This window comes from Mycobacterium sp. E342 (assembly GCF_001667665.1).
Classification (GTDB): Bacteria; Actinomycetota; Actinomycetes; order Mycobacteriales; family Mycobacteriaceae; genus Mycobacterium.
Genome location: NZ_LZJM01000022.1, coordinates 36087 through 59422 on the forward strand (window position 1 = coordinate 36087; position 23336 = coordinate 59422).

A 23336-nucleotide genomic window follows, 5' to 3' on the forward strand; every position below is an offset into this window, starting at 1 on the left:
ACCTGCCTGCGGATCCGACGGTCACCAAACTGCTGGTGCCGCTGGCCGAGATCGACGACCGGGGCGTCTACTTCGAGGACTCCTTTACCAGCTGGCGCGATCACCTGCGCCACGGTGCCGCGATCGCGGCGGCGCTGCGTGATCGCCTGGACCCGGCGAAGCCGCCGCACGTCGGGGTGCTGCTGGAGAACACCCCGTTTTTCTCGGCGATGCTGACGGCGGCCGGCATGTCCGGGATCGTGCCGGTGGGACTCAACCCGGTGCGCCGTGGCGCCGCGCTGGCTCGCGACATCGCCCACGCCGATTGCCAGGTGGTGCTGGCCGACTCCAATTCGGCCGCCGCGCTAGGCGACATCGCCCACGTGAACGTCGATTCCGCCGAGTGGGCCGATGAGGTGTCCGCGCATCGGGATGCCGAGCCGCTTTTCCAATCCGCTACGGCCACAGACCTTTTCATGCTCATCTTCACCTCGGGGACCAGCGGTGAGCCGAAAGCGGTGAAGTGCAGCCACGGCAAGGTCGCCATCGCGGGGGTGACGATGACACAGCGCTTCGACCTCGGGCGCGACGACGTCTGCTATGTGTCGATGCCGCTGTTCCATTCCAACGCGGTGCTGGTCGGCTGGGCGGTGGCGGCGGCCTGTCGAGGCTCATTGGCGTTGCGGCGCAAGTTCTCCGCCTCCAACTTCCTGCCGGATGTCCGCCGATTCGGCGCCACCTACGCCAACTATGTCGGCAAGCCCCTGTCCTATGTGCTGACCACGCCGGAGCGGCCCGACGATGCGGACAACCCGCTGCGGGCGGTGTACGGCAACGAGGGCGTGCCCCGCGATGTCGAACGCTTCGCCCGCCGGTTCGGCTGCGTGGTGCAGGACGGGTTCGGTTCCACCGAGGGCGGGGTCGCGATCGCCCGCACCCCCGACACCCCGGACGGCGCGCTGGGGCCGTTGCCCGAGGGCGTCGAGATCGTCGACCCCGACACCGGCGAACCCTGCGCACCGGGCGTGGTGGGCGAGCTGGTGAACACCGCCGGGCCGGGCCGTTTCGAGGGTTACTACAACGACGAGGCCGCCGAGGCCGAGCGGATGGCGGGCGGCGTGTACCACACCGGCGACCTCGCCTACCGAGACGACGCCGGCTATGCGTACTTCGCAGGACGGCTCGGCGATTGGATGCGCGTCGACGGCGAAAACCTGGGCGCCGCACCGATCGAGCGGGTGCTGCTGCGCTACCCCGACGTGACGGAGGTGGCCGTGTACGCGGTGCCGGACCCGGTCGTCGGCGACCAGGTGATGGCCGCCGTGGTCATGGCGCCCGGGGCGGAGTTCGATGCCGAGAAGTTCCGCGCCTTCCTCGGCGAGCAGCCCGACCTCGGGCCCAAGCAGTGGCCGTCATACGTGCGGGTCAGCGCCCTACTTCCGCGTACGGTGACCTTCAAGGTGCTCAAGCGTCAGTTGGCGGCGCAGGGCGTGGACTGCGACGATCCCGTGGTGCGGATCCAGCCGCAAACGGGAAGAGGAGCGTCAACGCGTGCCTAGAATCCGAAAGTTGATCGCGGGGTCGGCCCTGCTTGCCTCCCTCGGTGCCGCGGCGCTCGGCGTTGGTGCCGGTTCCGCCGCGGGGGAGCCGGCGCCACCGCCGCCGCCCCTGCCTCCGCCGCCCCCGCTGGTGTACGCGCCGCAGACGCCGGAACGTGACACCTGGGAGCCTCCCCCGCCGGAGGCACCGCCACTTCCGCCGCTGCCGCCGCCCGGCTAAGCGGCGCGCCGTCACCCTCGTCGCACCGCGCGTTAAGACCGTCGACGATAATGCGACACGGCACAGACACGTCGGGACCGAAGGAGACGCGATGGTGGGTCCGGTCAGCCCATGACTTCCCGGCCCCTGGAGACCGCGCTCGAAGCGAGCTTCGAACAGCTGTCCGCCGCGGTGCCGGCGGACGTCGGGGTCGCGATCGCCCGACCGGATCGCACCTACTCACTCGGCCGCTGGTGGTCCGGCGTCGCGTGGTCGACCATCAAGGTGCCGTTGGCGATCGCGGCGCTGCGCAGTGATTGGTTGCGCGCCAAAGACCTCGCGGTCAAAGCCATCACGGAATCCGACAACCGCGCGTCCGAGCAATTGTGGTCACACCTGGGCGATCCGGCGGAAGCGGCACGGCGGGTGCAGGGGGTGATCGCCGAGGGCGGCGACACCGCCACCGTGGTCGAATCGCGTCGGCTTCGGCGCGGGTATACCGCTTTCGGCCAAACGCAGTGGACTCTGCAGCGGCAGGCCCGCTTCGCCGCCGAGCTGCCTGCTATCCCCGGTTCCGCCGACGTCCTCGACCTGATGCAGCGGCTCACCAGCGGCCATCGCTGGGGGCTGGCCGCCAAAGGGTATGCGGCCAAGGGCGGTTGGGGGCCCGGGACGCACGGCGACTACTTGGTGCGTCAGTTCGGGATCGTGCCCACGCCGTCGGGACAGTGGGGCGTGGCCCTGGCGGCCAAGGTTCACGACGGCGTGTTGGAGACGGGCGTCGATGTCCTCAACGCGATGTCGGAGTGGGTACTCAGCCGGCTTCCCGGCCTAGCCCGTTATTGACGGCACCACGGCGTCGATCAGGTGCGGCCCGGCTTCGCTCAAGGCATGACGCAGCGCGTCGCCGAGTTCCTCGGCGGTGTTGACCCGGCGGGCCGGCACTCCCATGCCCTCGCTGATCTTGACGAAATCCATGGTGGGACGAGACAAGTCGAGTAGGTCCAGGGCCTTGGGCCCGGGGGCCGATCCGGCGCCCACCCGCGCCAACTCGATCCGCAGGATGTCGTAGGCGCTGTTGTCGTAGAGCACGGTGGTCACGTTGAGGTTCTCGCGCGCCTGAGTCCACAATCCCGAGATCGTGTACATCGCCGACCCGTCGGATTCCAGGCAGAGCACCGGGCGGTCGGGGGCGGCCACCGCGGCACCCACGGCGGCCGGGATGCCGTACCCGATCGCCCCGCCGGTCAGGGTCAGCCAGTCGTGGGCCGGAGCCCCCGCCGTGGCCTGGGCGAGCAGCACACCGGAGGTGTTCGACTCGTCGACCACGATCGCCCTTTCCGGCAGCAGCGCCCCGATCACGTCGGCCGCCGACGCGGACGTCAGCGCGCCCGTCGGCAGCTGCGGCCGTGCGGCATCCGCTACCGGCGCAACGGTTCCGGGCGCCACCTCGTCGGCCAGGGCGGCCAGCGCCTCCGCGGCACCGCTGTGCCCGGCGAGCAGATGCACCTCGCAGCCGGTCGGGACCAGGTCGCTGGGCATGCCCGGGTAGGCGAAGAAGGACACCGGCGACTTGGCCCCCGCCAGCACCAGATGCTTGGCACCGTCCAGCTGGGCGGTGGCGGCCTCGGCGAAATAGGCCAGCCGCTCGACGGCGGGGACGCCAGCGCCGCGCTCCAGCCGCGTCGGGAACGTTTCGCAGAGCAGCCGGGCCCCGGTCGCCTGAGCGATCCGAACCGCGGCGGCAAGTCCGGGACCGCGAGTGGCGTCGCCGCCGATCATGAGCACCGTGGGGTCTCCCGACCGCAGCACCTCGGCCACCTCGAACGCCAACCGCGGCTCGGCTCCCGGTGGTTCCGCGGCCACGGCGCCCGCGGCTTGCGCACCCTCCGACCAGGACACGTCGGCGGGCAGGATCAGCGTCGAGATTCGCGGGCCGGAGCGGCTGGCGGCGATCGCCTCGGCGGCGTCGGACGCGACGTCCGCGGTGTGTTCGGTGCGGCGCACCCACCCCGAGACCGTGCCGGCGAGCGCGTCGATGTCCGATTCCAGTGGGGCGTCGTACTTTTTGTGATACGTGGCGTGGTCGCCGACGACCACCACCATCGGCACCTGGGCGCGCCGGGCGTTGTGCAGGTTCGCCAGGCCGTTGCCCAGGCCGGGCCCCAGGTGGAGCAACACCGCCGCCGGGCGCCCGGCGATGCGGGCGTACCCGTCGGCTGCACCGGTCGCCACACCCTCGAACAGCGCCAGCACGCCGCGCATCCGCGGGACGGTGTCCAGGGCGGCCACGAAGTGCATCTCCGAGGTGCCCGGGTTGGCGAAGCACACGTCGACGCCGCCGTCGACCAGGGTGTTGATCAGGGCCTGGGCACCGTTCACGTGATTGCCTCCAGTGTGAAAACGCGCTCGGCGTTGCCGTACAAGAAGTCTCGGCGGCCCTCGTCGGTCAGGCCCAGGTCCGCCAACCCGGCCAGGGCGTGCGCGTGGGTCACCATCGGGTAGTTGGTGCCGAACAACACTTTGCGTTGTCCGGTCCCGGTTTTCATGAACCGCACCAGCTCCGGTGGCAACCGCCGCAAGGTGTAAGCGGAGGTGTCGATGTAGACGTTGGGGTGCTTGCGGGCGACGGCGACCATCTCCTCGGTCCAGGGATAACCGACGTGGCCGCACACGATCACCAACTCGGGGAAGTCGAGGGCGACCTGGTCGATGTAGGGAATCGGGCGGCCGGTCTCCGACGGGCGCAGCGGGCCGGTGTGTCCCACCTGTGTGCAAAACGGCACGCCCAGCTCCACGCATTCGGCGAAGAGTGGATAGTAGCGGCGATCGGTGGGCGGCGCGTTCCACAGCCAGGGCACCACCCGCAGGCCCAGGAACCCCGCTCGAACGCGGCGCCGCAGTTCGCGAACCGCTTCCATCGGGCGATCGAGGTCGACCGTGGCCAGCCCGCCAAACCGCTTCGGATGCAGGTTGATCCAGTCGGCAACCTCGTCGTTGGAGATCAGGTCCTGGCCACCGGGACCGCGCCACGCGCTGAGCAGGCCGAAGCGCACGTCGGCCGCGTCCATCGTCGCGATGCTCGCCTCGATCGGCACGTCGGCGTCCGGTATGGAATCACCGGTCCAGCGGCGCAGCGACGCCAGCATGTCGCTGCGCAGGAACCGCGCAGTCGGATGCTGCATCCACACGTCGACCGTCATCGAGATCCAACAGTAGACGGGCGTTACGCGGCCAGTGCCGCGCGGGCCGCAGCGTGCGTCTGCTGCGCGTACCCGCCGCCGAACAGCACGACGTGCGCCAGCAGCGGGAAGAGTTGATGCAACCCGATCCGGTTGCGCCAGCCCGGTTTCAGCGGCCGCACCCGCTGATACCCGTCGACGACGGAGTCGTAGTGCGGGCAGCCGAACAACGCGAGCATCGCCAGGTCGGTCTCGCGATGACCGGCGTGCGCGGCCGGGTCGATCAGCACCACCCCGTCGGGTGTCCACATCACGTTGCCGCTCCACAGATCGCCGTGCAGCCGCGCGGGCGGGTCATCGTCGTCGAAGTCGCCCGCCCGGCATCGCGCGACGACGGAATCCACCGCGCCGCGGGTGGCGGCGTCGAGGCGCTCCGCCGCGCGGTCGGCCATCGGAGCCAGCCGCTCCTCGGCGTAGAACTCACCCCAGCGGCCGTGCCGTCGCAGCGACATCGGCAGCGGCTGCGACAGCGGCCCGAAGAAACCCGGCCCCTCCCATTCGTCGGGACCGGCGCCGAACGCAGAGGCACCGGCGTCGTGGGTCACGGCGAGCCGGCCGCCGAACGCGTGCGCCGCCTCGCGGGTGGGTGGCGCCGACTCGAGGCGCCCCAGCGTCAGGCTCGTCGCGTCGACGGAAACAACCCGCGCGCACGGCACGCCGCCGGCGACGCTGCCCAGCCATCGCAATCCGGCGGCTTCCCACGCGAAGTAGCCGCTGGGCGCGGCGGGGTGCTGTTTGACGAAGTCGGCCAATGACCGCGGTCAGGCGGACAAGTGAGCGGCGTGCACGTCGTCGGCCGGTCGCGCCTCGGTCTGCTCCTTCGCCCAGCGGTAGTCCGGTTTGCCCGCCGGCGAGCGCTTCACCTCTTCGACCAGCCAAAGGCTGCGCGGCACTTTGTATCCCGCGATCTCGGAGCGCACGAAGCGGTCGAGCGCCGCCAGCGTCGGGCGCGCCCCGGGCCGGGGTGCGACGACGGCGGCGACGTGCTGCCCGTAGCGGGGGTCGGGCACGCCGACCACCAGGGCGTCGAAGACGTCGGGGTGGCCCTTGAGCGCCGCCTCGACCTCTTCGGGGTAGATCTTCTCACCGCCGCTGTTGATCGACACCGAGCCGCGGCCCAGCATCGTCACGGTGCCGTCCTCCTCGACGAGCGCCCAGTCGCCGGGAATCGCGTAGCGCACCCCGTTGATGGTCTTGAACGTTTCGGCGGTCTTCTTCTCGTCCTTGTAATAGCCGACCGGGATGTTGCCCTTCTTGGCGATGAAGCCGCGCACCCCGGAGCCGGGCTTGACCTCGTTGCCCTCCTCGTCGAGCACGACGGTGCGGTGGTCGATGGTCACTCGCGGGCCGCCGGCGTGCGGTGCGTCCTTCGCGACGATGCTGGTGCCGCCGAATCCGGTCTCCGAGGAGCCGATGGAATCGGTGATGACCCGGTTGGGCAGCAGCTCGAGGAGCTTTTCCTTGATGCTCGGCGAGAACAGCGCGGCCGTGCTGGCGAGCAGGAACAGCGACGACAGGTCGTATTCGTGCTCCGTGTCCAGCGCGTCGAGCAGCGGGCGCGCCATCGCGTCACCGGTGAAGAACAGTAGGTTCACCTTGTGCTCGTGGATGGTGCGCCATACCTCTTCGGCGTTGAATTCCGGTGCGAGCACGGTGGTTTGGCCCGAGAAGATCGACATCCAGGTGGCCGACTGGGTGGCGCCGTGGATCATCGGCGGGATCGGATAGCGGACCATCGGCGGGTTGGCCGCGGCGGCCTTGGCCAGGTCGTACTCGTCTTCGACGAATTGCCCCGTGGCGAAGTCCGTTCCGCCGAAGAGCACCCGGTAGATGTCCTCGTGGCGCCACATCACGCCCTTCGGGAAGCCGGTGGTGCCGCCCGTGTAGAGCAGGTAGATGTCGTCCTCGCTGCGCTCGCCGAAGTCGCGATCGGGCGAGCCCTGAGCGATCGCCGAGTAGAACTCGACGCCGCCGTAGCGCTGGTAGTCGTTGTCGGAGCCGTCCTCGATGACCAGGATCGTCTTGACGTTGGGAGTGTCCGGCAGCACGTTGGCCACCCGGTCGGAGTACTGGCGTTCGTGGACCAGGGCGACCATGTCGGAGTTGTCGAACAGGTAGCGGAGTTCGCCCTCGACGTAGCGGTAGTTGACGTTCACCAGAATGGCGCCCGCCTTGACGATGCCGAGCATCGCGATGACGATCTCGATGCGGTTGCGGCAGTACAGCCCGACCTTGTCGTCCTTTTTCACCCCCTGGTCGATCAGGTAGTGGGCCAGGCGGTTGGCCTTCTCCTCCAGCTGGGCGTAGGTCAGCTTCTCGTCGCCGCAGATCAGGGCGACACGGTCCGGCACAGCGTCGATGGCGTGCTCTGCGAGATCGGCAATATTCAGGGCCACGGCCACCAAATTAGAACGTGTTACATTTCTTGACAAGCTCATGCCCCTCGTCGACCGAAAGGCGGTAGCCGTGGCACCGGCCCCAGCAAACGAGCAGTCCGGCCCCTCCGAAGCAGACGCACTGGTGGAACAGCGGGGTCACACCCTCATCGTCACGTTGAACCGGCCGCATGCCCGCAACGCCCTGAGCACCGAAATGATGGAAATCATGGTGCAGGCCTGGGACCGCGTCGACAACGATCCGGACATCCGCTGCTGCATCCTGACCGGCGCCGGAGGCTACTTCTGCGCCGGCATGGACCTGAAGGCGGCAACCAAGAAGCCGCCCGGTGAGTCGTTCAAGGACGGCAGCTACGACCCGTCGCGAATCGACGCTTTGCTCAAGGGCCGCCGGCTGACCAAGCCGCTCATCGCGGCCGTCGAGGGGCCCGCGATCGCCGGCGGCACCGAGATCCTGCAGGGCACCGACATCCGGGTCGCCGGTGAAAGCGCCAAGTTCGGCATCTCGGAGGCCAAGTGGAGCCTGTACCCGATGGGCGGGTCGGCCGTGCGGCTGGTGCGGCAGATCCCCTACACGGTCGCGTGTGACCTGCTGCTGACGGGGCGCCACATCACCGCCGCCGAGGCCAAGGAGATGGGGCTGATCGGGCATGTGGTGCCCGACGGGCAGGCGCTCGCCAAGGCGCTCGAGATCGCCGAGGTCATCGAGAACAACGGCCCGCTGGCCGTGCAGGCCATCCTGCGGGCGATCCGCGAGACCGAGGGCATGCACGAGAACGAGGCGTTCAAGATCGACACCCAGATCGGCATCAAGGTGTTCCTGTCCGACGACGCCAAGGAAGGCCCGCGGGCGTTCGCCGAGAAGCGCAAGCCCAACTTCCAGAACCGCTGATACCTCCCCTGCCCTCTTCGCCGAGCGTGCGCTCACTGCGAATTTTCGGCCGCTTTTTCGCGCTGAGTACACGTTCGGTCCCGCTGTCAGACCGCGCCGGCACACTCCTGCCATGGAGGTGCCATTCATCGGTAGCGAGGCCGTCGCGTCCGGCCGTCTGACGCCCTATGCATTGCGCAGCCGGTTCGTGCCCGTTCATCCCGACGTCTACATCGCGACGGGCGCCGAGCTGACCGCGCGCGGCCGTGCGCACGCGGCCTGGCTGTGGTCGCGGCGACGGGCCGTCGTCGCCGGCCGCTCGGCATCAGTACTGCACGGGGCCAAGTGGGTCGACGATCACGCCCCGGCCGAATTGCTCTACGACTACCGTCGGCCACCGAGCGCCATCCGGACCTGGTCAGATCGCGTGGCCGAGGACGAGATAGAACTGATCTCCGGGATCCCCGCGACAACGCCGGCCCGGACGGCACTAGACCTCGCGTGCCGCTATCAGGTCGATGCGGCCGTCGCGGCCATCGACGCGCTCGCTCGCGCGACAGAACTCAAGGTCTCCGACGCCGAGATGATCGCTGATCGTTACCCGGGCCGCCGCGGCATCCGGCGGGCACGCATCGCACTGTCGCTGGCCGATCCCGGCGCCGAGTCCCCGCGCGAGACGTGGCTGAGACTGTTGTTGATACGCGCGGGTTTTCCCCCACCACAAACGCAAATCGCGGTTCACGAATACGGCGCCCTGATCGCTTGCCTCGATATGGGCTGGGAGGACATCAAACTGGCCGTCGAGTACGAAGGCGACCAACATCGAACGGATAGAAGACAGTTCAACAAGGACATCCGTCGCGCAGAGTCGCTCGTGGAGTTGGGGTGGACTGTCGTTCGCGTGACCGCCGCAGACACCCCGGGCGGGATCATCGCAAGGGTGACCACCGCATGGCAACGGCGAGCGTGTACTCAGCGCGGAAATCTCATCGAAAAGTCGCGCTGAACGCACGCTCGGCGCAAGAGCCAGCGGTGGGCTCACCCCAGCGGCGCGCTCGGCGTGAACGCCACCGGCATCTTCTCCAGGCCGGACACGAAGTTGGCCGGCCGCAGGGGCAGGTCGGCGCCGGAGGCCAGCCGCATGTCGGGCAGCCGTTGCAGCAGGCGCGTCTGCATGATCGACAGCTCCAGCCGGGCGAGCTGGTTGCCGAGGCAGAAGTGCGTCCCGAACCCGAAGGCCAGGTGGTTGTTCGGGTAGCGCTCGATGTTGAAGGTCTCCGGGTCGTCGAAGACCTTCTCGTCGAAGTTGGCCGACTCGAACAGCAGGATCATCTTCTCGCCCTGGTGCAGCTGGGTGCCGTGGAATTCGGCGTCGGCCGTGATCGTGCGTGCCATGTTCTTCACCGGCGCGGTCCAGCGGAGCATCTCTTCGATCGCGTTGGGCAGCAGGCTCAGATCGGCCGCCAGGCGCCGGTGCTGGCCGGGGTGCAGCAGCAGCTGGCGCGTCCCGCCGGACAGCGTGTGCCGGGTGGTCTCGTCCCCGCCGATCAGCAGGAGCAGGACCTCGGTGACGATCTGGTGGTCCTCGAGCCGTGAGCCCTCCACCTCCGCGTGCACCAGAACGCTGACCAGGTCGTCGGTCGGTTCGGCCTTGCGGGCCTCGATCATTCCCATCATGTATTGGCTGTAGGCCGCGAAGGCGTCCATGGTGACCTGGACGTCCGCTTCGGCCGCGGTGCTGCTCAACGCGCCGACCAGGTCGTCGGACCACTTGAGGAACATCGTGCGTTCTTCGGGCCGCACGCCGAGCATGTCACCGATGACGGCCATCGGCAGTGGCGCCGCCAGGTCCCAGACGAAGTCACACTCGCCGCGTTCGCACACCGCGTCGATCAGCGTGTCGCACAGCGCAAAGATCTTGGATTCCAGGTCCTTCACGCGCTTGCGGGTGAAGCCGGAGTTGACGAGCTTGCGGCGCAACAGGTGTTGCGGATCGTCCATCTCGATCATCATCTCGACGCCCGGTTGGTCGGGGCGTATGCCGCCGGCGTTGGAGAACAGCTCGGGGTTGCGCTCGGCGCCGATCACCGCCTGATACGTCGAGGCCGCGGCTAATCCGTTGCGATCCCGAAAGACCGGCTCGTTCTCGCGCATCCACTTGTAGACGGGCCGGGAGTCACCGGCGTAGAAAGTCCCGTCGGTGAGGTCGACGTCGGGTTTGGTCTTCAACTCGCTGGCGGTCATGAGATCTCCTGGGCATCACCGAAGGACATTTGTACGTGGTCGACAGAGCTGGCCATCAAGGCATGCTTTGGAAGACCCAGCGCCGCAAGCTCTTTCGAGTACGGATGGTCACCGAGTCGGACACTCACGCCGCCGAATCGGGTGCGCACGCCGTCCAGAGTGTGTTCGAAGGCGGTTTCGCGGGTGATTCCGTCGCGGTGGGAGTAGGTGCGCTGGGATTGCCGGCGCGGGGTGAGCCGGAACGGCAGGCCGCGGCGAAACTCCATGCCGATCACCGATTGGCCGTCGATGCTGAGGTCGAAGCCGAACCGGCGGCCTTCGGAGACGGTGAACTCGCCCATCACCTTCGGGTAGCCCCAGATCTTGGTCCCCGCTTCCAGGGTGAACGCCTGGTCGACGGGAAGGTGGTGGATGAAGGCGCCGGCCGACTGCAGGGCACGCGGCCCGCTCGCCTTCGAACCGGGTGGGTTGACCATCACGCTGGTGCCGAACTCGTGATACTGGCCCAGGTCCCCGTCGAGGTAGTGCATCAGCATCAGGACCACGATCGCGCGGCCGGGAAGGTAGCGGCAGACCCGCAGGCCGCTGTAGTCGATCATCTGCTGCGCCGCGTCGGCGTCGACGGAGAACATCGCCATGTGCTGATTTGCCTGGCGGATCTTCACCGGCATCGTGAGTACCGTGCCCGCGATGGTGTGCTGCGAGGCTGTCATCCGGTCTCCTGTTCTCGTGGCGACCCGCTGTGCCCGGCTTCGCCGCGCTTGCGATCGCCACACTAGAACGCGTTCTAATCCTCTGGCAAGGATCGGCTAGACCAGCGTGGCGAGCTCCCTGATCTGCGCCTCGTTGCGTCCGTTGACCACCATCATGGTCACGCCGGCGGCTTCCCAGACCTTGACCTGCTCACGGACGTAGTTGATGTCGCCGACGATCGCGGCGTCGTCGACGACCTCGTCGGGGATGATCGAGGCGGCCTTGTCCTTCTGGTTGCTGCGGAACAGCTTGGTCACGTCGTCGACCACCTCGGCGTAGCCCATCCGGCGGTACACGTCGGCGTGGAAGTTGGTGTCCTCGGCGCCCATGCCGCCCATGTAGAGGGCCAGGTAGGGCTTCATGGCCGCGAACGCGCCGGCGCGGTCGTCGGTGATGACGATGTTCGCGGTCGCGCAGATCTCGAAGTCCTCGCGGCTGCGCCGCGCACCGGGCCGTGCGAACCCCTCGTCGAGCCATTCGTTGTAGGTGTCGGCCATCCGCGGCGTGTAGAAGATGGGCAGCCAGCCGTCGCAGATCTCGGCGGCCAGCGCCACGTTCTTCGGCCCCTCGGCGCCCAGCATGATCGGGATGTCGGCGCGCAACGGGTGGGTGATGGGCTTGAGCGCCTTGCCCAGGCCGGTCGTCCCCTCCCCGGTCAGCGGCAGCGGGTAGTGCGGCCCGTCGCTGGTCACCGGATTTTCCCGGGCCCACACCTGCCGCATGATGTCGATGTACTCACGGGTGCGGGCCAGCGGTTTGGGGAACGGGCGCCCGTACCAGCCCTCCACCACCTGCGGGCCGGAGACTCCGAGCCCGAGGATGTGCCGACCCCCGGACAGGTGGTCGAGCGTGAGCGCGGCCATCGCGGTTGCGGTCGGGGTGCGCGCGGACAGCTGGATCACCGAAGTGCCCAGGCGGAGCCGGCGCGTCGACGCACCCAGCCACGCCAGCGGCGTGTACGCGTCCGAACCCCACGCCTCGGCGGTGAAGACCGCGTCGAACGCGGCGTCCTCGGCCGCAGCGACGAGCTCCGCGTGATTCTCCGGCGGCTGAGCGCCCCAATACCCGAGCTGCAACCCCAGCTTCATAGTCATTGACCCTTCCGGCGACCCGATGTTGAAACCGTTCTTAGAACCTGTTCTACTCGATGGCGTGACAGCCAGCTCGAGCAGCCCGACCTTGACGGATCACCCTGAGCCACCGCTCTCCGCGCCACTGACGTTGTCTTTCGACTACACCCGTTCGGTCGGCCCCACGCTAAGCAAGTTCTTCACCGCACTGCGTGAACGCCACATCCTCGGGGTGCGCGGATCCGATGGCCGGGTGCACGTGCCACCGGCGGAATACGACCCGGTTACCTATGAGCCGCTGGGCGAGATGGTACCGGTGTCCAGCGTCGGCACCGTCGTGTCCTGGACATGGCAACCGGAGCCGTTGGCGGGCCAGCCTCTGGACCGCCCGTTCGCCTGGGCGCTGATCAAGCTCGACGGCGCGGACACCCCGCTGATGCACGCCGTCGATGCGGGTGAGCCCAAGGCCATCAAGACCGGTTCGCGGGTGCACGTGCACTGGGTCGACGAGCCGGTGGGCGCCATCACCGACATCGCGTACTTCGCCCTCGGCGAGGAAACCGAACCCGTGTCCGAACAGGCTGCGGGAGAACAAGACCCGGTGACCATGATCGTCACGCCGATCTCGCTGACGATTCAGCACACGGCGTCGCACGAGGAAAGCGCCTACCTGCGCGCCATCGCGCAGGGCAAGCTGCTGGGCGCGCGGACCAGAGGCGCCAACGGCGAAGAGGGCAAGGTTTACTTCCCGCCCCACGGCGCGGACCCGGCCACCGGCCAACCCACCACCGAATTCGTCGAGTTGCCGGACAAGGGCACCGTGACGACGTTCGCGATCATCAACATCCCGTTCCAGGGCCAGCGCATCAAGCCGCCGTACGTGGCGGCCTACGTGCTGCTCGACGGAGCGGACATCCCGTTCCTACATCTGGTCGCGGATATCGACGCGCACGAAGTGCGGATGGGCATGCGCGTGGAGGCGGTGTGGAAACCCCGCGAGGAGTGGGGCTTTGGCATCGACAACATCGAGTACTTCCGGCCGACCGGGGAACCCGACGCCGACTACGACACCTACAAGCACCACCTGTAAAGGGCCTACCTATCAAATGAGCGCTCGCAACGTTGCGGTCGTCGGCTTCGCCCACGCCCCACACGTCCGCCGCACCGACGGCACCACCAATGGCGTCGAGATGTTGATGCCGTGCTTCGCCCAACTCTACGAAGACCTCGGAATCACCAAGGCCGACATCGGCTTCTGGTGCTCGGGATCGTCGGACTACCTTGCCGGGCGGGCGTTTTCGTTCATCTCGGCGATCGACTCGATCGGCGCCATCCCGCCGATCAACGAATCGCACGTCGAGATGGACGCGGCCTGGGCCCTCTACGAGGCCTACATCAAGCTGCTGACCGGTGAGGTCGACACCGCACTGGTGTACGGCTTCGGGAAATCTTCGGCCGGGATTCTGCGGCAGATCCTGTCGCGGCAGACCGACCCGTACACCGTGGCGCCGCTGTGGCCGGACTCGGTGTCGATCGCGGGCCTGCAAGCCCGAATCGGGCTCGACACCGGCAAGTGGACCGAAGAGCAGATGGCGCGTGTCGCCTTTGATTCCTTCGCAAATGCCCGCCGGGTCGACAACGTGGAGGGCTCGATCAGCGTCGCGGAGTTGCTCGAAAGGCCGTTCTTCGCCGAGCCGCTGAGGCGCCACGACATCGCGCCGATCACCGACGGCGCCGCCGCCATCGTGCTGGCGGCCGGCGAGCGGGCGAAAGAGCTTCGCGAAAACCCCGCCTGGATTACGGGAATCGAGCACCGCATCGAAACCCCGTCGCTGGGCGCGCGTGACCTCACCGAATCGGCCTCAACCAGGGCGGCGGCTCAGGCGGCCACGGGCGGCAGGACCGACAAGCTCGACGTCGCGGAGATCTGCGCGCCCTTCACCCACCAGCACCTGATCATCGCCGACGCCATCCGGATACCGGGGCCGACCAAGGTCAATCCGTCGGGCGGCGCGCTGGCCGCCCACCCCATGTTCGTCGCCGGCCTCGAGCGCATCGGCTTTGCGGCGCAACATATCTGGAATGGGTCAGCCGAGCGGGTGCTCGCGCACGCCACCAGCGGGCCCGCGTTGCAGCAGAACCTGGTCGCGGTCATGGAAGGAAAGAACTAATGGCCGGTGCGGGCCCCAACCTCGCCGCGGTACTCGGTACCGGACAAACGAAGTACGTCGCGAAGCGGCAAGACGTCTCGATGAACGGCCTGGTGCGCGAGGCGATCGACCGTGCGCTGGCCGACTCCGGCTCCACCTTCGACGACATCGACGCCGTCGTCGTCGGCAAGGCGCCCGACTTCTTCGAGGGCGTCATGATGCCGGAGCTGTTCATGGCGGATGCCATGGGGGCCACCGGCAAGCCGCTGATCCGGGTGCACACCGCGGGTTCGGTCGGCGGGTCCACCGGGGTGGTGGCCGCCAGCCTGGTGCAGTCCGGCAAGTACCGGCGCGTGCTGGCGATGGCCTGGGAGAAGCAGTCGGAGTCAAACGCCATGTGGGCGTTGTCGATTCCGATCCCCTTCATCAAACCGGTCGGCGCCGGCGCGGGCGGGTATTTCGCGCCACACGTGCGGTCATACATCCGCCGTTCGGGCGCACCGTTGAACATCGGCGCCATCGTGGCCGTCAAGGATCGGCTCAACGGGGCCCGCAATCCGCTGGCCCATCTCCACCAGCCCGACATCACCGTCGAGAAGGTGATGCAGTCGCCGATGCTTTGGGACCCCATCCGCTACGACGAGACCTGCCCGTCGTCCGACGGTGCCGCCGCGGTCGTGATCGGCAATGAAGAGGCGGCCGAAGCCCGTCTGGCACAAGGACAACCGGTGGCCTGGATCCATGCGACCGCGCTGCGCACCGAGCCGCTGCAGTTCGCCGGCCGCGACCAGGTCAGCCCGCAGGCCGGGCGGGACGCGGCCGCCGCGCTGTGGAAGGCGGCCGGGATCACCAGCCCGATCGACGAGATCGACGCCGCCGAGATCTACGTGCCGTTCTCGTGGTTCGAGCCGATGTGGTTGGAAAACCTCGGTTTTGCGCCCGAAGGCGAGGGCTGGAAGCTCACCGAAGCCGGCGAAACGGCGATCGGCGGGCGGCTGCCGGTCAATCCCTCGGGCGGTGTGTTGTCGTCGAACCCGATCGGCGCCTCGGGCCTGATCCGGTTCGCCGAGGCGGCCATTCAGGTGATGGGCAAGGGTGGCGATCACCAGGTGCGGGGCGCGCGCAAGGCCTTGGGGCACGCCTACGGTGGCGGCTCGCAGTACTACTCCATGTGGGTGGTCGGCGCGGACAAGCCCACGCCGGAAGAAGTCCGCGCGTGACCAGCCGGCGACGATGCAGTGGGGGCACCCCCAGCCGCGAAGCGGCGAGGGGGACGCAGCGATGAGGTGCGGGTACCTCCCGCTTGCGGGGGAGAGCGGCGCCGATGGCTGAGCACCCGGCGCACGAGGCCGGCCGGCGCTCACGCGAGGCGGTCATCGCCAGGGACAAAGACTCGTGGCTGGCGGTGTTCGCCGACGACGCCATCGTGGAGGACCCGATCGGGCCGTCGGCCTTCGACCCCGAAGGCAAGGGGCATCGCGGGCGCGACGCGATCTCGGCGTTCTGGGACAAGGCCATCGCGCCCACGACGAGGATCGAATTCGTCTTCCGCGACACCTATCAGTGCGGCAATGAGGAAGCCAACGTCGGGCACATCCTCATCACCCATGGTGACTACCAGGTGACCGCGGAAGGCGTCTTCACGTACAAGGCCGACGACGACGGCAAACTGACCGCCCTGCGCGCGTACTGGGAAATGGACCGCGCGGCCGCGTCGGCCCGAAAGGTCTAGAGCGGCTCGAGCCCGGCCAGGTGCCGCTGCGCCAGTTCGCGATACGCCTGCGGATTCACCTTGACCCACATCTCCGCGCCCGTTCCGGCGACCGGGCCCTTGATCTGCGCCGGCGCGCCTACCGCCAGCATGCCGGCCGGGATCTGAGTGCCGGCCGTCACCAGCGAGTGGGCCGCGATCAGGCTGCGCGCACCGATCACCGCGCCGTCGAGGACGGTGGCATGGTTGGCGATCAGGGCCTCGGACCCGACGTGCACCCCGTGGATGCAACACATGTGCGCCACTGTGGCGCCCGGCCCGATGTCGACCGGGATGCCGGGCGGCGCGTGCAACACCGACCCGTCCTGCACGTTGGCGCCCTCCCGCACCACAATGGGCCCGTAATCGCCGCGCAGCACGGTGTTGAACCACACCGAGGCACCGGCCTCGACGACAACGTCGCCGATCAGGGTGGCGGTGGGGGCCACGAACGCGGTGGGATCGACCCGCGGCGCCCGCCCCTCGAAAGCAAACAGCGGCATCGTCTAGATATACCCCGAGCGCGCATGCTCGTCGGGAAAGCCCAGCCAAACTCGCCGTCATTGCGCGCCCCTACCGCAAAACTGTAACGTGTTCTAGTTAGAGGGCTCGCGACTTGGAGGTGACAGGTGAGTACCGACACCAAAGCGGTCGGCATCCGGGAGATCGACCCGGGTGCGCTGCCGACGAGGTATGCGCGCGGCTGGCACTGCCTGGGCGTCGCGAAGGACTTCCAGGACGGTAAGCCGCACTCGGTCGAGGCGTTCGGCACCAAGCTGGTCGTGTTCGCCGACTCTCAGGGGGACCTGAAGGTGCTGGACGGCTACTGCCGGCACATGGGCGGTGACCTGTCGGAGGGCACCATCAAGGGCGACGAGGTGGCCTGCCCGTTCCACGACTGGCGCTGGGGCGGTGACGGCCGCTGCAAGCTGGTGCCGTACGCGAAGCGCACGCCCAAGACCGCGCGCACCCGCTCCTGGACGACCGATGTGCGTGGCGGCCTGCTCTTCGTCTGGCACGACCACGAACAGAATCCGCCGGACCCCGCGGTCCGGATTCCGGATATCCCGGAAGCGCATAGCGACGAGTGGACCGAGTGGCGGTGGAACCGCATCCTCATCGAGGGGTCGAACTGCCGCGACATCATCGACAACGTCACCGACATGGCGCACTTCTTCTACATCCATTTCGGTCTGCCCACCTACTTCAAGAACGTTTTCGAGGGTCACATCGCGTCGCAGTACCTGCACAACGTGGGCCGGCCGGACGTCAACGACCTGGGCACCTCCTACGGCGAAGCGCACTTGGACTCGGAGGCGTCCTACTTCGGGCCGTCGTTCATGATCAACTGGCTGCACAACAGCTACGGGGGCTACAAGGCCGAGTCGATCCTGATCAACTGCCACTACCCGGTGACGCAGAATTCCTTCGTGCTGCAGTGGGGAGTCATCGTCGAAAAGCCCAAGGGCATGGACGAAGCGATGACCGACAAATTGTCGCGGGTGTTCACCGAAGGCGTCAGCAAGGGGTTCCTGCAGGACGTCGAGATCTGGAAGCACAAGACCCGCATCGACAACCCCCTGCTGGTCGAAGAGGACGGCGCCGTCTATCAGCTGCGCCGCTGGTATCAGCAGTTCTATGTCGATGTCGCCGACATCCAGCCGGAAATGGTGGAACGCTTCGAGATCGAAGTGGACACCACGCGCGCCAACGAGTACTGGAACGCCGAGGTCGAAGAGAACCTGAAGGCCAAAGAGACCGAAGACGTTCCCGCGGACCAGCACTGACGCCCATGCCCGACGATCAGCCGGCAGTTCCTGACGTCGATCGGCTCGCTCGGTCGATGTTGTTGCTGCACGGCGACGGGCACGATCACGAGGACAAGCCCGCCCGCGATGGCGGCTCTGGATCATGGTCGAAGTCAAGGGATTTCAGTAACGATCCGCAACGCGCCGCGGCCGTCGCCGAGGCCAGCCGAGCCGACCGGGAGCGCTACCTCAGCTCGGGGCTGCTGCCGGTCGACTGCCGGTTCTGCCATGTCACGGTCACCGTGCGCAGGCTCGGCCCGGGTCACACCGCGGTGCAATGGAACACCGAGGCGTGGCAGCGCTGCGCGCACTTCACCGAGGTGCGCAACTCCGGTGGCGATACCGCACGCACCCGCTCATGCCCCAAATTGAGCGACAGCATCGAGCATGCCGTCGCCGAAGGCTATCTGGGCGAGCCGGTGCCCGAAGAGGACTGATCTTCTACAGCCCGGCGAACCGCTCCTTGACCGTTTCCACGGTCAGCCCGTAATCCGCCAGCGAATAACGGTGTTTCGGCGCGCGCTCGCCGGACTGGCTGGCGGCGTGCGTCTTTTCCATCACCGCGCGCGCGTCGTCGGTCAGCGTCAAACCGAAATGCCGGTAGATGTCGGCCACCGTGCCGATCGGATCGGCGATCAGTTCCTTGTAGTCGACGTCGTAGAACTGGGACGGCGAGTACTTGGCGCGGGCGGTGTTGAACCGCTCCAGCCCTCGCGACCAGGTGTCCATTGCGTCAGCACCGATTTGGGCTCCGTCGAACGTGGTCGACCACCCCTCGGCGGTGTGCTGGGCCAGCGAGCACATCGACGCCATGATCGTCTCGACCGGCCGGTGCGTCTGAATCACCAGCGCGTCGGGATAGGTCGCCATCAAGGCGTCCAACGCGAACAGATGGCTGGGATTCTTCAGCACCCAACGCTTTTCGGTGTCATTGAGCCCGATCAGCTGGAGGTTCTTGCGGTGCCGTCGATACGACGGCGTCCAGTCCTGTTCGGACAGCCAATGCGCGTAAGTGGGGAGGTGTGCCAGCGTCTCGTAGGACACCGAATGCACCGACTGCCGCAGCAACTGCCAGCATTCCTCGAGCTCGTAGGCCGCCATGAAATGCAGGCCGGTGTAGCCGGGGTTCTCCTGGTGGTGCTGGTTGAACTGCGCGTCGAGTTGGCGATAGAGCGGATGCGACTCCCAGGTTTCGCGCGGCGGGCGCGGCTGCGGGAACTCGGCCAGCCACATGTGCAGGCCCTGATGCGCGGGATCGGCACCCAGCAGCCGGTGCAGCGCGGTCGTCCCGGTGCGCACCAGGCCGGTGACGAAGATGGGGCGCTCGATCACCACCTCGGAGTGCTGCGGGTACTGCTTCCACGACGACTCGGACAACAGCCTGGCCACCAGCGCACCGCGCAGGAAGAACCGGTTCATCTTGCTGCCCAACACCGTAAGGCCGGCTTCGCGCCGGTAGGAGTCCAGCAGCACCTCCAGTGCCTCGAGATAGTTGTCGTCGTTGGACCCGAAGTCGTCGAGCCCCGTTACCTTGGTGGCCGATGCGTGCAGCTCGTCGACGGTGCCGATATCGGTGCGGTCGGACATCAGTTGTGGTACTCCCCGCAGTTGACGTCGAGCGTCTGTCCGGTGATGCCGCTGGACAGGTCGCTGGCCAGGAAAAGGATCGCCGAGGCCACCTCGTCCTCGGTGGGCAGGCGCTTCAGGTCGGAGTTCGCCGCGGTGGCGGCGTAGATCTGCTCGGCCGTGGTGCCGTACTTGCCGGCCTGGTGGTTGAAGTATCTCTGCAGTGTCTCGCCCCAGATATATCCGGGTGCAACGGAATTGACGCGGATCCCATGCTCGCCCAGTTCGGTGGCCAGCGAATGCGACATGGACAGCAGCGCGGACTTCGCCATCTTGTAGGCGCCGTACTTCGCCTGCGAATGCCGGAGCACCATGGAGTTGACGTTGACGATCGAGCCCTTCGACTCGGCCAGCGCCGGCGTGAAGCCCTGGATCAGCCGCAGTGCGCCCAGCGCGCTGAGTTCGATCGCGTCGCGAATGTGCTGAAAGCTGGTACCCGAGAATGGTTTCAGCGACGGCACCCGGAACGCGTTGTTGATCAGCACGTCGACCTTGCCGTAGGCCTCCATCGTGGCGTCTACGAGGTTGCTCACCTGGTCGTCTTCGGTGATGTCGGTGCGCACCGTCGTCGCCCGGCCGCCGAGGTCGGCGATCTGCTTGGCGACGTCGTCGAGACGCTCCGGGGTGCGGGCGGCCAGCACCAGGTCGGCCCCTTCTCGAGTGCACCGGTGCGCCAGCGTCGTGCCCAGACCGGGGCCGACGCCGCTGATCACCACTACCTTGCCGTCGAGCAGCTTCGTCATCCCAGCATCCTTGCCTGAATTTGTTGGTGGCGCAGCGCAATTCGGGCGCGCCAGTCGTCCTCGGAGATCTTGTTGTGTTCGAAGTACGGCAACGCGGCGGCTACCTTGTCGAGGTCGACGAGCTCGACGGTGGGACCGTCGGCCTCGGAGAGCTCACGCGACACGCGCTGCCAGCGGAACTGCAGGAAGCCGCGCCGGTGGTTCAGGGTCTCGACCCAGTTGGTCACGCCCGGGTTCTGGTCGGCGACCACGATGCGCACATGGGCGTCCGGATCCGCCTGCGCCTGAGTGTTGTTCAGCGAGGTCTGGTGGTTGATGTAGTCCAGCGAGATGTACCACAGGCTGCCAAGCTGGAAGCCGAGGTAGGGCGCGTCGGAGACCGGGATGGTGATCACCATCGCCTGATCCGGTCGCAGGTCGAAGTGCCCGACCGACGAGTACTGGGTGGCCAGTCCGCCCGGGGTCAGGCGCGGAGCCGTCAGGGTGTTGACCGGAAGGTCGAGGTAGAACCATTGCGGGAATTGCAGCCAGGTTTTCACCCGCTGGACGAGCTGCTTTCCCGCTGTGGCGTACCGCTTTTCGATGAGCGCACGAGTCAACGGCGGCGGCGCGGTGCCCGCGGTGTCCGTCCGCGCGATGGCCAGCGTGCCGCGCTGCGCCGCCCAGTCGCCGTAGACCTCGCGGATCACCAACTGCCCGGGGCTGGTGGGTGTCACCCGCCATTCGAAGCTGCCGTCGGGTGCGATCTCGAGTTCCCGGTCGTCGAACGCGGCCTGGCTGACGGGCACGAAGTCGTCGGTGTACTCGCCGCCGAGCAACTGGAAGCTCAGGTCGGTCGTGGTCCCGCGCCGGCCGGTGACGACGTACTCGTGGTTGGCGTGCACGCGAGTGCCGAAGTACAGGGTGTCGGGGTTGTCCAGGCCCATCTTGGTGAACGGCCCGGTGCCCGACTGCAGGAACGGATGGTCTCGGTCGTAATCGACGGCGAGGTGTATGCAGGCCGAGATACAGCCGGCCAGATACTGCAGCCCTTCGAGCAGGTCGGCTTCGGTCTCGATGAACGGCGCGTCGGCGACGAGCTTCTCGGCGTCGGCGATCGCGGCGGTGAGGGGATCAGAGAACACGCATAGACGCTAGAACGTGTTCTACTTTTTCGTCAATGGCGAACGTTCCCGCGCGTCCGCCACGGCGTTCACCGACGAGGCCGACTCACTAGGGCGCGCACTGCTGCGACAGGTCGATCAGGTGCTGCCGGACGTCCGGATGCCGATTCAGGTAGTCCATGACGTTGCCGTTGCCGCCCTCGGCCTGTGACTTGGCCTGCAGCTGCTGGTGGAGCGCGGGATGCTGCTTCAGGTACGAGTCGATCGAATTACCGACGGTCTGATTGCACTGCGGAGCCGCGCTGGCTGTGCCCGCCAAAGGCACCGCGATCACCGCGGCGGCGGTAACGGTTAGTAGCCCCCCGGCGAGCAGGCCGTACAGCCCGCGGCGACGGGCGCCGACTGTGTTGGATTTGCTCATGCGCGCCAGGCTACTCCCGGTTCCTTTGCGTCACCTGTGCGCTTCAAGGGCGGCTACTTGGCGGCAGCCGTGCCGCTTTCTTGCTCGCGTTTGATTTCGAGTGCGATGTCGATGAGTTGGTCTTCTTGGCCGCCGATGAGTTTGCGTTGGCCGGCGCGGTGTAGCAGTTGGTGGGCGGGTACGCCGTAGCGTTCGGATTGGCGGATGGCGTGTTTGAGGAAGCTGGAGTAGACCCCGGAGTAGCCCATGATCAGGGCGTTGCGGTCCAGCAGGCATTCGGCGGGCATGGCCGGGGCGACGACTTCTTCGGCGGCATCGGCGATGTCGAAGAAGTCGATGCCGGTCTTGACGCCGATCTTGTCGAACACCCCGATGAGCGCCTCCACGGGGGCGTTGCCGGCCCCGGCCCCGAACCGGCGGCACGAGCCGTCGATCTGCTTGGCGCCCGCGCGGACCGCCTCCACCGAGTTCGCGACGCCGAGGCCGAGGTTTTCGTGGCCGTGGAAGCCCACCTGGGCGTCGTCGCCGAGTTCGGCGACCAGCGCGGCCACCCGGTCGCGCACCCCTTCGAGGACCAGCGCCCCGGCCGAGTCGACCACGTAGACGCATTGGCAGCCCGCGTCGGCCATGATGCGGGCCTGGGCGGCCAGTTTCTCCGGGGAGATCGTGTGGGACATCATCAAGAACCCGACCGTTTCCAGCCCGAGTTCGCGGGCCAGCCCGAAATGCTGGATCGACACGTCGGCCTCGGTGCAATGGGTGGCGATCCGGCAGATCGACCCGCCGTTGTTCTGGGCCTCTTTGATGTCCTCCTTGGTGCCCACCCCGGGCAGCATCAAAAACGCGATCTTGGCCTCTGTGGCGGTCTGGGCGGCCAGCTTGATCAGCTCCTGCTCCGGGGTCTTGGAGAACCCGTAGTTAAAGCTCGACCCGCCCAGCCCGTCGCCGTGGGTGACCTCGATGACCGGCACCCCCGCGGCGTCCAGCGCGGCAACGATCGCGCCCACCTCGTCTTTGGTGAACTGGTGGCGCTTGTGATGCGACCCGTCGCGCAGCGACGTGTCGGTCAGCCGCACATCCCACATCGGATTGAAGAAAATGTCCTGCGTGCTCATCGTGTGCCTCCTGCCACCGACAGCGTTTCCTTGGCGATCTCCTCGCCGACCTTGGTCGCCGCGGCGGTCATGATGTCCAGGTTGCCCGCATAGGGGGGCAGGTAATCGCCGGCGCCCTCGACCTCGACGAACGTGGTGGCCGAGGTGCAGACCTATGTGCCCGGATACCGGCTGCTCAACGAGCCGCAGTTCGACGAGCCGTCGCTCAACTCCGGCGGTCAGGCGGTGGTCACCACGTTCGTCGAGGTCGAGGGCGCCGGCGATTACCTGCCCCCCTATGCGGGCAACCTGGACATCATGACCGCCG

General features: G+C 67.5%; 24 protein-coding genes and 2 pseudogenes. 12 read left to right on the forward strand and 14 right to left on the reverse strand.

Going from position 1 to position 23336, the window contains the following annotated elements:
• Positions 1-2: 2 nt before the first annotated feature.
• The 3 genes from fadD17 to A5692_RS01325 all read left to right on the forward strand — a co-directional run bounded on the left by fadD17 (position 3) and on the right by A5692_RS01325 (position 2583).
• Complete coding sequence (gene fadD17, locus A5692_RS01320; protein WP_156765868.1) at positions 3-1538, forward strand: long-chain-fatty-acid--CoA ligase FadD17; 1536 nt, start codon at positions 3-5, stop codon at positions 1536-1538.
• A gap of 10 nt (positions 1539-1548) precedes the next feature.
• On the forward strand, positions 1549-1758 hold the full coding sequence (locus A5692_RS27860) for a hypothetical protein (RefSeq protein WP_231984141.1): 210 nt from the start codon (positions 1549-1551) through the stop codon (positions 1756-1758).
• Between the two features lie 111 nt (positions 1759-1869).
• Positions 1870-2583: a serine hydrolase gene (locus A5692_RS01325; protein ID WP_068051301.1), complete on the forward strand. Its 714-nt coding sequence runs from the start codon at positions 1870-1872 to the stop codon at positions 2581-2583.
• Here A5692_RS01325 and A5692_RS01330 read toward each other — a convergent pair.
• From A5692_RS01330 to A5692_RS01345, 4 genes are read right to left on the reverse strand one after another with little or no spacing between them, the layout of a single operon-like run.
• A complete protein-coding gene (locus A5692_RS01330; RefSeq protein WP_068051302.1) occupies positions 2569-4119 on the reverse strand; it encodes an acetolactate synthase large subunit in 1551 nt (516 codons plus the stop codon). The genes A5692_RS01325 and A5692_RS01330 overlap by 15 nt on opposite strands.
• Entirely contained in the window at positions 4116-4940 is an 825-nt protein-coding gene (locus A5692_RS01335) for an amidohydrolase family protein (protein ID WP_068051304.1), read from the reverse strand. Before A5692_RS01335 ends, A5692_RS01330 begins: the two co-directional genes overlap by 4 nt.
• A 23-nt stretch (positions 4941-4963) precedes the next feature.
• Positions 4964-5731: a fructosamine kinase family protein gene (locus tag A5692_RS01340; RefSeq protein ID WP_068051306.1), complete on the reverse strand. Its 768-nt coding sequence runs from the start codon at positions 5729-5731 to the stop codon at positions 4964-4966.
• Positions 5732-5740: 9 nt separating this feature from the next.
• Positions 5741-7381: an acyl-CoA synthetase gene (locus tag A5692_RS01345; protein WP_068051308.1), complete on the reverse strand. Its 1641-nt coding sequence runs from the start codon at positions 7379-7381 to the stop codon at positions 5741-5743.
• A gap of 34 nt (positions 7382-7415) precedes the next feature.
• On the opposite strand from A5692_RS01345, the gene A5692_RS01350 reads away from it, so the two are divergent.
• Positions 7416-8267 (forward strand): crotonase/enoyl-CoA hydratase family protein, encoded by an 852-nt coding sequence (locus A5692_RS01350; protein ID WP_068051313.1) that lies wholly within the window; start codon positions 7416-7418, stop codon positions 8265-8267.
• A 112-nt stretch (positions 8268-8379) separates the two neighbouring features.
• Positions 8380-9252: an endonuclease domain-containing protein gene (locus A5692_RS01355; RefSeq protein WP_068051315.1), complete on the forward strand. Its 873-nt coding sequence runs from the start codon at positions 8380-8382 to the stop codon at positions 9250-9252.
• Positions 9253-9284: 32 nt separating this feature from the next.
• Here A5692_RS01355 and A5692_RS01360 read toward each other — a convergent pair whose 3' ends face one another.
• The 3 genes from A5692_RS01360 to A5692_RS01370 all read right to left on the reverse strand — a co-directional run bounded on the left by A5692_RS01360 (position 9285) and on the right by A5692_RS01370 (position 12331).
• Entirely contained in the window at positions 9285-10475 is a 1191-nt protein-coding gene (locus A5692_RS01360) for a cytochrome P450 (protein WP_197514313.1), read from the reverse strand.
• An 11-nt stretch (positions 10476-10486) separates the two neighbouring features.
• Positions 10487-11203, reverse strand: a complete 717-nt coding sequence (locus A5692_RS01365) for an acetoacetate decarboxylase family protein (protein WP_068051319.1) — start codon at positions 11201-11203, stop codon at positions 10487-10489.
• Between the two features lie 96 nt (positions 11204-11299).
• Positions 11300-12331, reverse strand: a complete 1032-nt coding sequence (locus A5692_RS01370; protein WP_068051321.1) for an LLM class F420-dependent oxidoreductase — start codon at positions 12329-12331, stop codon at positions 11300-11302.
• Positions 12332-12395: 64 nt separating this feature from the next.
• On the opposite strand from A5692_RS01370, the gene A5692_RS01375 reads away from it, so the two are divergent.
• From A5692_RS01375 to A5692_RS01390, 4 genes are all read left to right on the forward strand, one after another.
• A complete protein-coding gene (locus tag A5692_RS01375) occupies positions 12396-13403 on the forward strand; it encodes a Zn-ribbon domain-containing OB-fold protein (RefSeq protein WP_068051322.1) in 1008 nt (335 codons plus the stop codon).
• 16 nt (positions 13404-13419) lie between these two features.
• The gene (locus A5692_RS01380; RefSeq protein WP_068051324.1) at positions 13420-14484 is read left to right on the forward strand and encodes a thiolase domain-containing protein; all 1065 of its coding nucleotides are present in this window, start codon (positions 13420-13422) and stop codon (positions 14482-14484) included.
• The gene (locus A5692_RS01385) at positions 14484-15683 is read left to right on the forward strand and encodes a thiolase domain-containing protein (RefSeq protein ID WP_068051326.1); all 1200 of its coding nucleotides are present in this window, start codon (positions 14484-14486) and stop codon (positions 15681-15683) included. The genes A5692_RS01380 and A5692_RS01385 overlap by 1 nt, the downstream gene beginning before the upstream one ends.
• Before the next feature lie 104 nt (positions 15684-15787).
• On the forward strand, positions 15788-16195 hold the full coding sequence (locus A5692_RS01390) for a nuclear transport factor 2 family protein (protein ID WP_068051328.1): 408 nt from the start codon (positions 15788-15790) through the stop codon (positions 16193-16195).
• Here A5692_RS01390 and A5692_RS01395 read toward each other — a convergent pair.
• Positions 16192-16716 (reverse strand): gamma carbonic anhydrase family protein, encoded by a 525-nt coding sequence (locus A5692_RS01395; protein ID WP_066955234.1) that lies wholly within the window; start codon positions 16714-16716, stop codon positions 16192-16194. The genes A5692_RS01390 and A5692_RS01395 overlap by 4 nt on opposite strands.
• A gap of 126 nt (positions 16717-16842) precedes the next feature.
• Here A5692_RS01395 and A5692_RS01400 point away from each other — a divergent pair, with 126 nt between their 5' ends.
• The gene (locus tag A5692_RS01400) at positions 16843-18000 is read left to right on the forward strand and encodes a Rieske 2Fe-2S domain-containing protein (protein ID WP_068051330.1); all 1158 of its coding nucleotides are present in this window, start codon (positions 16843-16845) and stop codon (positions 17998-18000) included.
• 5 nt (positions 18001-18005) lie between these two features.
• Complete coding sequence (locus tag A5692_RS01405; protein WP_068051332.1) at positions 18006-18458, forward strand: hypothetical protein; 453 nt, start codon at positions 18006-18008, stop codon at positions 18456-18458.
• Between the two features lie 4 nt (positions 18459-18462).
• Here the strand turns inward: A5692_RS01405 and A5692_RS01410 are convergent, their stop codons facing one another.
• The 6 genes and pseudogenes from A5692_RS01410 to A5692_RS28765 form a co-directional block, all read right to left on the reverse strand.
• Positions 18463-19608 (reverse strand): sulfotransferase, encoded by a 1146-nt coding sequence (locus tag A5692_RS01410; RefSeq protein ID WP_068051334.1) that lies wholly within the window; start codon positions 19606-19608, stop codon positions 18463-18465.
• Entirely contained in the window at positions 19608-20390 is a 783-nt protein-coding gene (locus A5692_RS01415) for an SDR family oxidoreductase (RefSeq protein WP_068051336.1), read from the reverse strand. Before A5692_RS01415 ends, A5692_RS01410 begins: the two co-directional genes overlap by 1 nt.
• Positions 20387-21514, reverse strand: coding sequence for a hypothetical protein (locus tag A5692_RS01420; RefSeq protein ID WP_068051337.1), 1128 nt, complete (start codon positions 21512-21514; stop codon positions 20387-20389). The genes A5692_RS01415 and A5692_RS01420 overlap by 4 nt, the downstream gene beginning before the upstream one ends.
• An 88-nt stretch (positions 21515-21602) precedes the next feature.
• A complete protein-coding gene (locus A5692_RS01425; RefSeq protein ID WP_068051339.1) occupies positions 21603-21914 on the reverse strand; it encodes a hypothetical protein in 312 nt (103 codons plus the stop codon).
• A 53-nt stretch (positions 21915-21967) separates the two neighbouring features.
• Positions 21968-23029: a 4-hydroxy-2-oxovalerate aldolase gene (gene dmpG / locus A5692_RS01430; protein WP_068051341.1), complete on the reverse strand. Its 1062-nt coding sequence runs from the start codon at positions 23027-23029 to the stop codon at positions 21968-21970.
• Positions 23026-23166 (reverse strand): annotated as a pseudogene (locus A5692_RS28765) (acetaldehyde dehydrogenase (acetylating)); the annotation flags it as partial. The pseudogene A5692_RS28765 and the gene dmpG, both read right to left, overlap by 4 nt.
• Between A5692_RS28765 and A5692_RS01435 the strand changes: the two are divergent.
• Positions 23159-23336 (forward strand): annotated as a pseudogene (locus tag A5692_RS01435) (acetaldehyde dehydrogenase (acetylating)); the annotation flags it as partial. The pseudogenes A5692_RS28765 and A5692_RS01435 overlap by 8 nt on opposite strands.